A 13,321-nucleotide genomic window follows, 5' to 3' on the forward strand; every position below is an offset into this window, starting at 1 on the left:
TATCTCCCACGTTTCCTCCCCCGGAAAAAGGAAGTTGTCCGATGTGCACTCGCCAGTGTCACGAAACGAAGTCCTCCTCGACGAATGTCCTCGGTGCTTGGGGCTTCGGGATTTCGTTGTTTGGTCTGCTGATGACCTTTGGCCTGCTATGTCCGCTGGGCCTGCTGCTAAGTTTCTTTGGCTTGTTTGCCAAGAAGCGGGGCATTGCGATCGCCGGAACGATCATCGGCGGGATCGGGACAACCATCGTCGCAGTCGGCATCGGCTCGATCGCCATGGCCGCTAATGCCGTGCATCACTATCAGGTCGAAGTCCCCAAGATCCAAGAGACGCGTCAGATCCTTGATACGGCCTGCGTCGAGATCGAATCGTACCGCCAAGAGAACAACCAACTGCCCGAGGGGATTGAAGGCAACAAGCTGGTCCTACAGTTCGAAGACGCGTACGGCAACGCCGTTCGTTACGAACCGGAAGACGACGGTAAGTTCGCCATTCGCAGTGCCGGTATCGACGGCAAGTTCGACACTAGCGACGACCTGCGAATGCTCAACACCGAGCGGGCCCTCAACGAACCAATCGCCTCGCACGGACCCCACTTCCACGGCCAACAGTGGCACGTCCAGAAACACCACCACAACTGTGGCTGGTAAACCGCATCAGGCCGGTGCCGGGGCCTCGATCGGGAAATGCTTCTCGACCACCTCGTAGAATTCCTGCGGAGTCGAGACATTCGCTACGTGCTTGCGGAAGTGGCGTGCACCAGGCTTTGCTTGAGCGTAACAGCAGGCAAACTTCCGCATCAGCAGCGTTCCCTTGCCTTCGCCGAATCGTTCTACCACCAGGTCGTAATGCTTGAGCATGCAATCGCGCTGCTCGACCAAGGTTGGCTCAGGCGGGATCGGTTTGCCGGCAATCGCCGCGGCGGCTTGAGCGAACAACCACGGACGCCCCAAACAGGCCCTGGCAATCATCACGCCATCGACATCGAAGTTGCGGAACGCCCGGTAAACCTTCTCGGCCGAATCGAGGTCGCCGTTGCCGATCAGCGGAATCTTCTTCAAATGCGATTTGATCTCGGAGATACGTTCCCAGTCGGCTTCCCCTTTGAAGAACTGAGCCGCCACGCGGCCGTGCACCGTCAGGGCCGCCGCACCACTTTCTTCAACGACCTGGGCGATGTCGTTGGCGTTGATGCAATCCATCGAACAGCCCAGGCGAATCTTCGCCGTGACCGGCGTCGGAGCACATGCCTCGACCAGCTTCGAGATGATCTGTCCCATTCGCTCGGGCATACTCAGCAGGTACGAACCGCTGTGGGCTTTCTCGGTAACCTGCTTCACGGGGCAGCCGAAATTGATATCGACGACACTGACCTTGAACTCTTCGACGAGGCGGCGTCCCACCTTGGCCATTACCTCGGGCTGATTGTCCCAGATCTGAACGGCCAGCGGACGGGCTTCGTCTTCGACACCCCATAAGCGATCAGGGAATTCAGCCTCATGCTCATCCAGCCAATGAAACCCGCGGGCATTGACCATTTCGGTCGCGAGCAAGCCAACACCACCATAACCGCGCACGATTTGCCGGAACGCATAATTGGTAAAGCCCGCCATGGGGGCCTGCAGAATCGGCGGATCGATGACCATATCGCCGATCTTCAGGGGCGGCACTTTCAGGTCTTCAGTGGTCGGCTCGATGCCGGTCAGGTCGAATTGATGCAGAGTATCCATGGGCTTTATCGTTTCCCACTCGACCAAAATCGTCAAGTGGCAAACTGGAAAGCCGCAATGACTTACAGCAAGAGCTAAGGAATTCGGCTCGGGCTGATCGAACCACTGGTACTGCTGCTGTATCCCTGCGTCGGCGTCGACCAGCTGGTGCTGGGCATCGCCGAGGTCGCCGGAGGAGCCAACATGGTGGCCGGGGCCGCCTGAACGGGGACTACTTCAGTTACCTCGTTGACATGCATCCCGCGCACGTACGGATTCGTGCTGGTGCCAGACGCAGTCGTCGTTGAAGGGGAAGTCACCGGGGTGCTGGCCGAGGTCGACATGTTCACTTCTTCGGTGTAGCTGGCCGGCACGACGCTTCCGCTAGTGGTACCGCTAGGGGAAGACTCACTCACGCTACGCCACTGCTGCGAACCATAGCTCGATGGCGGCGAGTTGGTAGGGGCGGTGTTCGGTGGCGGCGTGAACTGGGCAGGCGGATTAGTCTGGTAGCCACCTTGAATGGTTGGAACCTGGCCGGCAGCTGGCCCCTGATAATAGGGAGCCGTCTGGGCAGGCTGCCCATAGGTTTGCGTGCCAGGAGGGGGAAGACGCTGCGGTCCGTAGACGGCAAAAGGATTCATCTGCGACTGCTGGTTCTGGCAGCCGACCATCAAAAGCAAAAGAAAGCTTGCAATAACGAGGCTTTTCATTGGAAATCCTTTTCCGGATACGGCATCCACTTTCCGGCTTCCTGCCTGGGAAATTGCCATCCTCCCGAAATCAAACCGACCCGTCAGCCCACAACATACTGGCTGACGGCGGGGAGAGGTTACCAAAGACTGCTAGCCAGCGACAAGACGAATTGCGAAAACCTGAGAGAAATCCCTCAAGTTTCCGCGCAGCTAGACCGAGCGATTATAGCTCGTTGGTGACAACCTTAGGGGACAGCACCGAAACGGCTTCCCCTTCTGCGTCGACGATCTTCATCGCCGGCTCGGCGGGAACTTCGCTGCTAGCAACGTCTTGGTCGACGTAAGGATTCACGACGACCTGTGGCTCCGGAATCGTGCGTTCGGCGACGTAGGTGACGCTCGGCGAGTACGACGAAATTGGGTAAGGGCTGATTCCGTAAGGAACGGCCACGTTATGCGAGTAGTAAACCGGTGGGTGCATCGCGTAGTAAGGGGGCATCGGCAGATAGCCTAGCGAGCGATTGAGCGAGTAAGGGCCCCACGACCAACGATTGCCATACCCCAGGCCACAGTTGTTTCCGAAGCCGACCGATGAGGTACTATGGACGATGATGTTACCATCGGCCATCGCTTCGCGAGTGGAAATCAAACCTGCGGTCATAGCCGCAGCCAACAGCACCAGGATTACCTTGCGCATCTCAGAGCACCTTGCGTGATCAATCCGAAGAACCCGTCCTTGGTAATTCAATCCTTATTATTTCACCCTAATTACGCCCCCAGACGAACGCAAATTCATTTGCTGGTTTTGAACAAGTGCCCACTTCCCCGACAGATCTGACTTCTTTGATCCGTGACGAGGCCCACCAGTTGGGCTTCTCGGCGATTGGCATTTGCCCGGCAGTTACCCCCACCGGATTGCATCGCTTTCACGACTGGCTCGACGCCGGCTACGCAGGCCAAATGCAGTACCTGGAAGACCGCCGCGACGCCTACGCCCACCCCAAACACGTGCTGGAAGGGGTACAGAGCATCGTCATGCTGGCCCTCAATTACAAAAGCCAGCCCATTCCGCCGCTGGCCCCAGGGCAGGGGAGGGTGTCGCGGTATGCATTCGGCGAGCTCGACTACCACGACTGGATCCATGCTCGGCTCAAACTGTTAAAGAAGGCGATCGCCCAGTGGGAGCCTGAGGCCAGCGTTCGCGGCGTGGTCGATACGGCTCCTCTTCTAGAGCGGGAATTCGCCCAGCTGGCCGGCCTCGGCTGGATTGGCAAGAACACGATGCTGCTCAACAAGCAACTCGGCAGCCTGTTCTTTCTCGCCGCGATATTGATCGACCGAGAACTGGATTACGACGAACCTCACAGCGCCAGCCACTGTGGGACATGCACGGCGTGCCTGAGTGCCTGCCCGACCGACGCGTTTCCCAAGCCTGGCGTGCTCGATGCGACGCGATGCATCTCGTACCTGACAATTGAGCTGCGCGACGAAATCCCTGTCGAGCTTCGCAACGACATGCACGACTGGGTCTTCGGATGCGATGTTTGCCAGGATGTTTGCCCATGGAACAACAAGTCGCCCGCCTCGTCGCACGCGGCCTTCTTTCCAGCCAGCGAACGGGCACCACTCGATCTCCGCACACTGTACACGATGACCGACGACGACTTTCGCGATCACTTCCGAAAGACGCCGCTCTGGCGAACGAAGCGCCGCGGCATCCTGCGCAACGCGGCGATCGTGCTAGGCAATCAGCCCCATACCGACAATCTGCCAGCACTCTCACGCGGACTAAGCGACGCAGAGTGGCTCGTCCGCGGGGCCTCGGCCTGGGCGTTGGGCAAGCACCATTTCCCGGAAGCGTTGCAGCAGTTATCGCAGCGGCAGCCGGTTGAAGAGAACGAACACGTTCAGCGCGAAATCAACCAGGCATTGGCTAACCAGCCGAGCAATTGACCTGTTTGTTGTGGATATCAGCCGAGAGGTACAGCCCCGGCTGATCGACGGTATAGAACTCGTCGCGAATTGCTTCCCAGTCGGCCATCTCGCGGATACGAACGAACTTTGATCGTACGTCTTCTACTTGCGGATGCAAGAACGAATACTTCACACCGAACTTACGAAAGTTGGTCATTGCCTTGCTTTCGCCGTACAGTTCGACCACCAGCCGCAGATGCTCCTCGATGATCTCGAGTTGCTCGAACGTGGTTGGCGGTGGAGGCAGAGGCAGGCCCGCAGCCAAGGCCCGGGCCTGTTGGAAGATCCACGGATTGCCAATCGCACCCCGCGCGACAGTCACGCCGTCGACACCGGTCTCGTTGATCATGTCGAAGCAGTCTTGAGCCGAGAACAAGTCGCCGCTGCCTAGGATCGTGCGGTCGCCGACGTGCCGCTTTACTTCTGCCAGGAACTCCCAGCGACTGGGTCCGATGTAACGCTGCTCGACCGTGCGGCCATGCACCGTGATGGCATCCACTCCGATCTCGAACGCACCATCCAGAATCTCGAAAAACTTGTCGCGGCTTTCTGGGGTGTCGTCGATCCCACGACGCATCTTCACCGTTAGCGGCATCTCGCTGGGAACGACTTCTCGCGTGCGGCGTACGATGTCGAGGGCCACGTCCGGCTGGCTCAAATGGAACCCGCCACGGCAACGCCCTAATACCTTCTTTACCGGGCAGCCGAAGTTGATGTCGATCACATCAAAGCCAGCTTCCACTAGCTTGGCAGCACCAGCAGCAAACTGCTCTGGCTCGGCCCCCATCAACTGCCCCCCGACTGGGTGTTCTTCGTCGGCAATTGACAGGAAGTGGCGATTTTTTTTCCGGTCGTTCAGCTCGACCAGGAACTTGTCGAGCATCACTTCGCAGATGGTATAGGAGGCACCCATACGACGCGCGATGACGCGCATCGACATATCGCTGTATCCAGAAAGAGCAGCTTGTACGAGCGGGAAATCAAGCTCTAAATTGCCAAGTCGTAGGGCCATAGGGCCGTTAATACCTCGAAAATCGATTCAACCGGTGCCGTTTATCACCAAGATATCAGCTGTGCCGCCAGCGAATAGTGTGACTTTCCGCCAACTATTGATATTTGCATCAAGAGAATGTTTTCGCGCACCGAGGAATTTTTGAACTTCAGTAAAGGCCGCCCATTGGGTGGTCGATAAGTGCTCATATAGAACTGTTTCATGAACTGAATTACCCCAGCCAGAAACATTCGTGAGCACACGTCGCTGGTTCCTGAGATCACCAGCGACGATGAAGGGGTCGAATGGTTACCTGCCCCAACCGTTCGGCCCCGTTTTTATTTCTTGGTCTGATCTTAGTGCAGAATAGGGCAGACGTCGAACCATTGCCGGCCATGCTCGGCCATCCAGTCGTTCGATTCGTTTGGTCCCCAGTAGCCGGTCTCGTACAGGTGCAGTGTCGGGGCCTTCTCACTTCGCCAGGTCTGGATGATCGGGTCGATGATCCCCCAGGCCAATTCCACTTCGTCGCTGCGTGCAAACAGGCTGGCATCCCCTTGGATCGCATCCAATAGCAATCGCTGGTACGCGTCGGGCATTTCCCCCTGAAACTCTTTGCAGAAGCGAAAGTCCAGCGGGCTGGTGCGTGTCATCATGCCTGAGTCAGGCACCTTGGTCTGGATCTGCAGCTGCAAACCTTCCGCAGGTTGAATCTGCATCACCAGGCGACATGCGTCCACGTATGATTTCTGACCGAAGAGCGAGTGGGGTGGATGACGGTATTGAATGACGATCTGGGTCGTGCGACATGACATCCCTTTGCCGCTACGCAAATAGAACGGCACGCCATTCCAGCGCCAGTTATCAACCCACAGCCGCAGGGCAGCGAATGTTTCGGTCTGGCTGTCGCGCGGCACGCCTTCTTCCTGGCGGTAGCCGGCATACTGCCCGCGAAGCGTTTCATTGGCGATTTCCTCCGAGGCCATCGGGCGGATAGCCTGCAGGACCTTGACCTTTTCATCCCGCACCATGTCGGCGTCGAAGCGAACGGGAGCTTCCATTGCCGTGACCATCAGCAGTTGCAGCAGATGGTTTTGGAACATGTCCCGCAGCACGCCGGCCTGATCGTAGTAACCGCCACGGCGTCCCACAACCACTTCTTCGGCCACGGTGATCTGAACGTGGTCGATGTAGTTGCGATTCCACAGTGGTTCAAAGATCGAGTTAGCAAACCGCATCACCATCAAGTTCTGAACTGTTTCTTTTCCCAGGTAGTGGTCGATGCGATAGACCATCTCTTCAGGGAAGACGCGATTGACGTCGGTGTTCAACTTCTTGGCCGTGCCCAGGTCGTAGCCGAATGGTTTTTCCAGCACGATACGTCGCGGGCCTTCTTCCTGATTCGCCAGGCCAGATTCTCCCAGCTTATCGATCGCAGCGATGTAAAGCCGTGGTGCCGTCGACAGGTAATAGACTCGCTCAGCCGGTCCCGCTTCCAGCTTTTCCAGCAGCCACTTCAGCCCTTGCAGGTCTTCCAACTGAGTCAGGTCGCCGGGGTGATAGTAGATGTTGGCGGCGAACTTGTTCCACGACTCTTCTTCAAATTTCGAGTCGGTGAACTTCTGCGTGCTCTTCTTCAGTTCGTCCCGCCAGGCATCGTGCGAAAACTCGGTTCGCGACATGCCTACAATTCGCGTCCCTTCCGGCAGACGCTTCTTCTTGGAGAGCAGATACAGAGCCGGGATCAGCTTGCGACTGGTCAGATCCCCCGAAGCACCAAAGATGACTATTGTGTGAGACATGGCTATTCCTGTTCCATGCACCGCGGCGTGTCGGGAAAAGCCCCAAGGTCGCCAACAGCACGAATACGCGACTGTCTTACTTCTCACGAGCCGACACAAGCGGCTTACGCCATGTCGGCCCATTATGCCCGGTCGGCTGCTGGGCAATAACCCCGAAACTGGGGCCTAAAATCGCATCGCCGTAAAACCGCCGTCGACGTACACGGTGGCACCGGTGACAAAGCTGCCGGCGGCTTGCGATAACAGCAGGATCGAGGTGCCGACCAGTTCTTCCGGTTCGCCGAAGCGAGCCATCGGCGTTTGGCCGATGATGTTATCGACCCGCTGTTTATCCAGGATCTTACGGTTCTGCTCGGCTGGGAAGAAGCCAGGGCAGAGCGTATTGAATCGCACCCCTTGGGTCGCATATTCGCGAGCCAAGTTCTTGGTCAGGTTCTCGACGGCCGCTTTCGATGCCGAGTAGGCGAACACTCGCGAGAGCGGCAAGTGAGCCGTCACGCTACCAATGTTCAGCACCGCGCCCCCTTGCTTCTGCTTGGCCATCGTCGGGGCGAAAGCCTGGCATGCCAGGTGAGTGCCGGTCAGATTGGTGTCGATGACGCGCTGCCAATCTTCGTCGGTGATCTCTTCGTAAGGAACCGAAGAGTTCACGCCGGCACAGTTGACCAACATGTCGACCCGCCCGTATTTCTCCAGGCACTTATCACGCAGTTCGGCCAGCGAATCGCGTGAGAGAGTATCTGCGGCGATGAACTCGGCTTTGCCGCCGGCAGCGGAGATTCGCTTGGCACGGCTTTCACCGCGTTCGGGATTCATCCCACTAACCACCACGGTAGCGCCGGCAGAGGCCAGGCCTTCGGCGATGGCACCACCCAGGACTCCAGATGCCCCGATAACGACGGCAACTTGACCATCGAGTCCGAACATTTTGGTGAGGAAATCAGTTGCCATTGCTCGCGATCGATCTTTTTCTACAACTCCCAGGCACCCAAACGGCCTGGGAGTTTGTGGCAGGAGAGTTAGAAATGTAAATCGGCTAGCTAGAGGCGATTAGGACTTTGGCTCGCGACGACGCTGCAGCCATTCGGCATGGAAGGTTCCTTCCTTGTCGATTCGCTGGAACGTGTGAGCACCGAAGTAATCGCGTTGGGCTTGCAGCAGGTTGGCTGGCAGTCGTGCGTTGCGGTACCCATCGTAGTAGGCCAAAGCACCAGCGAATGCTGGGGTCGGAACACCCAGGTCGATGGCCGTTTTGACCACGGCTCGCCAGCCGTCTTGTCCCTTGGTAACCGCCTCCGTGAAGTACGGATCCAAGAGGAGGTTTTCGAGGTTCGCGTCTTTGTCAAACGCTTCCTTGATGCGATCGAGGAACTGGGCACGAATGATACAGCCACCACGCCACAAGAGGGCACAGTCGCCGTAGTTCAGGTCCCAATCATGCTCGGCCGAAGCGGCTTGCAACTGCACGAAACCTTGAGCGTAGCTGCACAGCTTCGAGGCGTATAATGCTTCGCGAACTTGTTCGATGAACTTGGCACGATCTTCGGAAGTCTTGCCGCTGGGGCCGGTCAGCACCTTGCTGGCACGAACGCGGGCTTCCTTGGCAGCCGACAAACCACGAGCATACACAGCCGTGGTTACCAGGGTGCTAGGCACGCCCAGGTCCAGAGCTAGTTGGCTCATCCACTTGCCGGTCCCCTTGGCACCAGCGACGTCCAGGATCTTGTCGACCAGGTAGCCATCGCCGTCGTCATCTTTCACGCTGAAGATGTCGCGGGTGATTTCGATCAGGTAGCTTTGCAGGTCACCGCTGTTCCATTGATCGAAGACGTCGTACAGTTCGTCGTTGGTCAGCCCCAGACCGTGCTTCAGCAGGAAGTAGGCTTCACAGATCAACTGCATGTCACCATACTCGATGCCGTTGTGCACCATCTTCACGTAGTGACCGGCACCACGAGGACCAACCCATTCGCAGCAAGGAATGTCTTCGTTCGGTCCCACCTTGGCGGAAATGGCCTGGAAGATTTCCTTGATGTGCGGCCAGGCAGCTTCGCTACCACCGGGCATCAAGCTGGGGCCCTTCAACGCCCCTTCTTCTCCGCCGGAAACACCGGAACCAACAAACAGCAGGCCCTTTTCTTCGACGTATTTGGTACGACGTTCGGTGTCGGCGTAGTGGGTGTTACCGCCGTCGATGATGATGTCGCCTGGTTCCATCAAAGGAAGCAGTTCTTCGATCACGGCGTCGACCGCTGGCCCGGCTTTGATCAGCATCATGATCTTACGAGGACGCTTCAGCGAAGCGACCATCGTTTTCAAGTCGTGGCAACCGACAAACTGCTTGCCGGCGGCACGACCTTGAATGAATTCATCCGTTTTCTCGGTAGTTCGATTGTAGACGGCTACCTTGTAACCGCGGCTTTCGACGTTCAGGGCCAGGTTTTCGCCCATCACGGCGAGACCAATCAAACCAAAATCGCAGGAAGCATCGGACATGATGTTTCTTTCCTCTGAGAATTAACGGGAATCAGTTGTACTGTTAGTCCCCTCTCCCTTGGGAAGGGAGAGGGGACAAGAGATGGACGCGGTGCGAGGTTATGCCGCCTCGGTTGATTACTTAGCCGACAACAGGCCAGCTTGGCTTTTCTGGCAGGTAGCGATCGAATTCTTCGAGCAATGCCTTTTGGTAATCGCCAGCGAATTCGAGATTCAGGAACTTATCAATTCCTTCGTCGTAGAATCGCTTCCAGCTGTTTTCTTCGTCGCCTGGGTTGATCGGATAAAACAAGCAGTCGTTAGCAACGGCTGCTTTGTAGTCGCCAGGAGCATCGCCAATCATCAGCGTTTGGTTTGGCTTGTACTTGGTCGCGTTGGTCAACGTTTCCTTCTTGTTGCCAGCCTCCTGGCCGCAAATTTCGGTCACGAACTGACGGATGTCGTGCTCTTCCCATTCGTCGTTCAGAGCGTCGTTTGGCGTGGCCGAAACGACCAGCATGTCGGCCTTGCCGGTCAGCTTTTCCAGGCACTTACGAACCGAAGGGAAGGGGGCCACGCCGCGAACCATGCCGGCGACCGTTTCGTTAACGGCCTTCGACCACTTCAGGCAGTGGGCCAGATCTGGGTCGTTCGACTCGGCGACCTTGGCTTCCAGTGCGGGGTTACCCAGCTTGGTTTCTTCGGCGATCCACTTGGTCAACGAAGCAGGGATTTCGATCTTCGCGCCACGTTCGATCACTTCTGGACGCTTCTGCAGCCATTCCAGCGTTTCGACCAGAGCCGGAAAGCGGTTGATGCCGCGGCTCTTGGAGTACAGATTGACGAACTCGGCGGCTTCGCGAGCGTACTTGCTGACGCCTTGCAGTTCGTAGTAGTTGATGATGTTCGGAATGAAGCATTCTTTGTGCTTCAGTTCCATCGTGTCGAAGACGCAACCATCCGAGTCGATGCCGACAAGAAACTCTTGCTTCGGTTCAATCTGATAGACCATGGTCGTTCGTTCTCGCTACTTTCGGTTGATGGTTGATGTGGGTGTGAAGTCGACGCGATGTTACTTCTTCGGAGCTTCCTGGCGATCGGCCTGCGGCACGTACGCTGGCAGCTTTTGCTCGGCGTACAGGTTCTGCAGGCGAGTCATCCGCTGACGACCATCGATCATCGGCAGACTGACCATTCCTTCGCCCAACAGCGGCTTGGCGTACTTGACGAATTCGTCGGTTACGTCGTAACCGTTGGCGGCGATCCATTCTTTGGGGAAGGTACGTTCGCTGTTGGCAACTTCTGACAGAGGTGCCTTGTCGTAGCGAACGCTGTAGACGTCTCCTTCGTTTCGCAAGATCGTCGACATGTAGCCCGACTGACCGGTCGAGGCCAGCACAGCTGCCATTTCACCGGCGTGGTAAGCTTCGTCCAGGTCGACCGACGAGGCATAAGCCATCGCGTGGCGTTGGTCGGTACCACTGACGTTACAACGAGCCGCACCCTTGACGGCGAGGCCTTGATCGTTGAGGTAGTTCGTGACGATCTGAGCCACGGTGATGCTGCTGGCACTGAAGCTGGTGTGACCGAACGAGTCTTTACGGGCACCGATGTCGCCCACGTCGAACCCTTCGCTGAGGACCACGATGCAGCGGCCATCTTCACGGAGCTGTTTGTTGACGTTCTCGTGCAGTTCTTCCAGCGAGCATGGCGACTCGGCCATGTAGATCTGCAGCGGCATTTCGCGTTTGGGGTCGGCCAAACGAGCGGCAGCGGGGATGTAACCGATCTTGCGCCCCATGGCCTGCATGACCAGCACCGGGTCGGCTGGCGAGCTACCACGGTTTTCTTCGTTGGCGTACTGAATCATGTGCATCCAGTACTTGGCCGTCGAAGCGTAACCAGGCGTGTGGTCGATCAGCTTGAACTCGCTGTCGCCGACGTCGTTATCGATCGTCTTCGGTCCGCCGATGCCGATCAGATCGAGGCCGCGATCCTGGGCCATCTTGGCGATCTTGTTGGCGGTGTCCATCGAGTCGTTGCCGCCGATGTAGACGAAGTAACCGATGTTGTGGGCCTTGAACACTTCGATGCAGCGATCGAAATCTTCGTTCTGCCAATCCTTCAGCTTGTAACGGCAGGTACCAATTGAACCAGCAGCAGGTGTGTAACGCAGCAGCGAGATCTCTTCGGCCGGCTGATCGGTCAGGTTGATCAGTTCTTCTTTGAGAACCCCTTCGATCCCATGATGGGCACCATAGACCGTCCCAATGTTGTCCGTCTGCAATGCCGCTTCGACCAAACCGCGAAGGGTGTTATTGATTACGGGACTGGGACCACCACTTTGGGCAACAATTAAGTTCTTCTTGGTGCTCATGCTTTTCCACCGAATCGAGATGGGGAACCGTCTGCGCCTTCCTACTTCCAGATCAGGTCGGCAAGATAGGGTAAACCGCGAATTTTACTAGACATAGCTGCAACCGGCAATGAGGTGCCACCACGGCGACTGACACCGTTTCACCTTCACTCATCTGGCATTTCAGGCCCCGAGCTGCGTGCGAAGGCAAGCGAAGCCAATAGTATAAGAACCGTTAATGGAACCCCGCCGAACAAGGCGACCACTCCTACGGTTGATGCTAACGGTGATTCGATCGCCACCAACACCAGATAAACGGTGTAAAGCACGTACCACGCGAGAAACAGCCCGCCTTCCCAGCGGTCGATGCGATAACCGGTAAAGAAAATCGGCAGGCATATCGCGCTGGCCGCAATCATCACTGGTATCTCTTGCCAAACGGCAGATGAGGCCACCGGAACACCATCCGGGACGATCACAGCCGTCATTCCCAGCACGCACATCAGGTTGAACAGGTTGCTTCCCACCACATTGCCTACGGCGATGTCGCGTTCTCCTTTAAGGGAAGCGGCAATCGAAGCCACCACTTCCGGCAGCGAGGTTCCCACGGCAACGATTGTCAGGCCAATCAGCAGTTCGCTCATGCCCATCTGCCGGGCGATCATCACAGCCCCATCGACCAACCAGCGTGAACCGACCGCCAACGCGATCAGCCCCAACACGATCCACAATAGCTGCAGCGCAAGTCCCCACTTCGTTCGCGGAGGCTTGTCGAACTCTTCGGCGAACTCCTCGACAACGGCCGCTGATTCGCGCCGGCTTTCGATTACCGACCAAATGACATACACGACCAGGCCGGCGACCAAGACCAGGCCCTCGATTCGCCCCAGAGTTCCGTTAAAGGCCAGCCCCCACGTCACCAGGGAAACGATCACCATCAAGGGAAGCTCGCGGCGGATCAGCTGGCTATGGACTACCAGCGGAGCAACCAGCGCCGAGATGCCCAGGATGAAGAGGATGTTGAAGATGTTGCTGCCGACCACATTACCGACAGAAATATCGGCCTGACCTGTAAGGCCTGCTTTGAGCGAGACCGCCAACTCGGGGGCACTGGTGCCGAAGGCCACCACGGTCAAGCCAATAATGAGTGGAGAAACTCCTAAAAAGGCCGCTAAAGCCGAAGCCCCACGGACCAAGAGTTCCCCACCTAAAACCAACGCCACCAGACCAACAAGGATCAACCCGACGGCCAATAACATACGGCTCTTTCAGCAAAAGAAGTTGTGAGCCGTCATTATGAGAAGCGAACCCGGCCGTCG

12 protein-coding genes are annotated in these 13,321 nt (G+C 57.2%); 2 read left to right on the forward strand and 10 right to left on the reverse strand.

Going from position 1 to position 13,321, the window contains the following annotated elements; translation table 11 throughout:
- Window positions 1-41: 41 nt before the first annotated feature.
- Entirely contained in the window at window positions 42-650 is a 609-nt protein-coding gene (locus C5Y96_RS20755) for a hypothetical protein (RefSeq protein WP_105357387.1), read from the forward strand.
- Window positions 651-656: 6 nt separating this feature from the next.
- On the opposite strand, the gene dusB is transcribed toward C5Y96_RS20755, so the two are convergent.
- From dusB to C5Y96_RS20770, 3 genes are all read right to left on the reverse strand, one after another.
- Window positions 657-1,730: a tRNA dihydrouridine synthase DusB gene (gene dusB, locus C5Y96_RS20760; protein WP_105357389.1), complete on the reverse strand. Its 1,074-nt coding sequence runs from the start codon at window positions 1,728-1,730 to the stop codon at window positions 657-659.
- 74 nt (window positions 1,731-1,804) lie between these two features.
- On the reverse strand, window positions 1,805-2,422 hold the full coding sequence (locus tag C5Y96_RS20765; RefSeq protein ID WP_146115752.1) for a hypothetical protein: 618 nt from the start codon (window positions 2,420-2,422) through the stop codon (window positions 1,805-1,807).
- Between the two features lie 205 nt (window positions 2,423-2,627).
- Entirely contained in the window at window positions 2,628-3,101 is a 474-nt protein-coding gene (locus C5Y96_RS20770) for a hypothetical protein (RefSeq protein WP_105357392.1), read from the reverse strand.
- Window positions 3,102-3,217: 116 nt separating this feature from the next.
- Here C5Y96_RS20770 and queG point away from each other — a divergent pair, with 116 nt between their 5' ends.
- Entirely contained in the window at window positions 3,218-4,357 is a 1,140-nt protein-coding gene (queG, locus tag C5Y96_RS20775; RefSeq protein ID WP_105357393.1) for a tRNA epoxyqueuosine(34) reductase QueG, read from the forward strand.
- Here the strand turns inward: queG and C5Y96_RS20780 are convergent.
- From C5Y96_RS20780 to C5Y96_RS20815, 7 genes are all read right to left on the reverse strand, one after another.
- Complete coding sequence (locus tag C5Y96_RS20780) at window positions 4,338-5,390, reverse strand: tRNA dihydrouridine synthase (protein ID WP_105357394.1); 1,053 nt, start codon at window positions 5,388-5,390, stop codon at window positions 4,338-4,340. The two genes, queG and C5Y96_RS20780, sit on opposite strands and share 20 nt — an antisense overlap.
- Before the next feature lie 335 nt (window positions 5,391-5,725).
- Window positions 5,726-7,171 (reverse strand): glucose-6-phosphate dehydrogenase, encoded by a 1,446-nt coding sequence (gene zwf / locus C5Y96_RS20790; protein WP_105357396.1) that lies wholly within the window; start codon window positions 7,169-7,171, stop codon window positions 5,726-5,728.
- A gap of 165 nt (window positions 7,172-7,336) precedes the next feature.
- A complete protein-coding gene (locus tag C5Y96_RS20795; protein ID WP_105357397.1) occupies window positions 7,337-8,122 on the reverse strand; it encodes an SDR family oxidoreductase in 786 nt (261 codons plus the stop codon).
- 99 nt (window positions 8,123-8,221) lie between these two features.
- On the reverse strand, window positions 8,222-9,667 hold the full coding sequence (gndA, locus tag C5Y96_RS20800; RefSeq protein WP_105357398.1) for a decarboxylating NADP(+)-dependent phosphogluconate dehydrogenase: 1,446 nt from the start codon (window positions 9,665-9,667) through the stop codon (window positions 8,222-8,224).
- A 121-nt stretch (window positions 9,668-9,788) separates the two neighbouring features.
- Window positions 9,789-10,658: an HAD family hydrolase gene (locus C5Y96_RS20805; protein ID WP_105357399.1), complete on the reverse strand. Its 870-nt coding sequence runs from the start codon at window positions 10,656-10,658 to the stop codon at window positions 9,789-9,791.
- Between the two features lie 60 nt (window positions 10,659-10,718).
- Window positions 10,719-12,023: a diphosphate--fructose-6-phosphate 1-phosphotransferase gene (locus tag C5Y96_RS20810; RefSeq protein ID WP_105357401.1), complete on the reverse strand. Its 1,305-nt coding sequence runs from the start codon at window positions 12,021-12,023 to the stop codon at window positions 10,719-10,721.
- Between the two features lie 146 nt (window positions 12,024-12,169).
- Window positions 12,170-13,261, reverse strand: coding sequence for a calcium/sodium antiporter (locus C5Y96_RS20815; RefSeq protein WP_105357404.1), 1,092 nt, complete (start codon window positions 13,259-13,261; stop codon window positions 12,170-12,172).
- Window positions 13,262-13,321: the final 60 nt, after the last annotated feature.

Source organism: Blastopirellula marina, from assembly GCF_002967715.1.
Lineage (GTDB): Bacteria > Planctomycetota > Planctomycetia > Pirellulales > Pirellulaceae > Bremerella > Bremerella marina_B.